Here is a 743-nt window from a genome sequence, read left to right as displayed (position 1 = left end):
GGGGGGGAGCCGCACCGGGACACCGAGGCGATCGTCTACGCCGACCTGGACCTGGGGGTCATCCCCTTCGCCAAGTACTTCGCCGACGGCGCCGGGCACTACGCGCGCCCCGACGTGTTCTCCTTCGGCGTCGACCGCACCCCCCGAGAGCCCCTCACCACTCAACGGGTGACACGGCTGGCCGTTCCCGATGAGGAGTCCGAAGCCGACGTCGCCGGTGCGGTACTCATCCCCACCGAACGCACCTGAACCGCGAAGACCTGGTCCACTCGACCGCTCACGGGACATAATCGGACCCCCGGTGGCCCTGGAGGTGCTGTGGACGATCCACGTGCTCACGCTCGAAGTGAGTCGTTCGATTCTCGAAGCGTGCCCGCCCGGATGCGAACCTCCTCATGGGAGCGGGCTTCGAGCCGTTTCCTGGTTCCCTTGCGTATCCGTACCGACGCCGAGACCGTCACCGGCGTCATCGGAACACGACGGGTCGGGGCGACCGGTTTCTGCCGCTTGCGGGCCACCCCGCACACGGGGGTACGCACACCGGCGATGGCCACGGGAACGGGCACGGGGCACTACAAGATCGCCCTCGCCCTCCAAGGCCCCACCTCGATCACCCAGCACGGCCGACGTGTCCTGCTCCAGCCCGGGGACCTCGCGGTCTACGACACCTCCGAGGCCTACGGCGTGGGCAGTGAGTTGGAGTTCGGACTACTCATCGCCCTGGTTCCGCACGAGGGGATCGA

General features: G+C 68.2%; 1 protein-coding gene and 1 pseudogene. Both read left to right on the top strand.

The window, feature by feature from the left end; all coding sequences use genetic code 11:
• Positions 1–249: pseudogene (locus D472_RS28465) on the top strand (hypothetical protein); the annotation flags it as partial.
• A gap of 180 nt (positions 250–429) precedes the next feature.
• The coding region (locus D472_RS0116370) for an AraC-like ligand-binding domain-containing protein (protein WP_449406502.1) at positions 430–743 on the top strand (314 nt) is incomplete at its 3' end.

The sequence above is a fragment of the Nocardiopsis alkaliphila YIM 80379 genome (assembly GCF_000341005.1).
Lineage (GTDB): Bacteria > Actinomycetota > Actinomycetes > Streptosporangiales > Streptosporangiaceae > Nocardiopsis > Nocardiopsis alkaliphila.
This window is presented reverse-complemented; position numbering and strand designations above follow the sequence as displayed.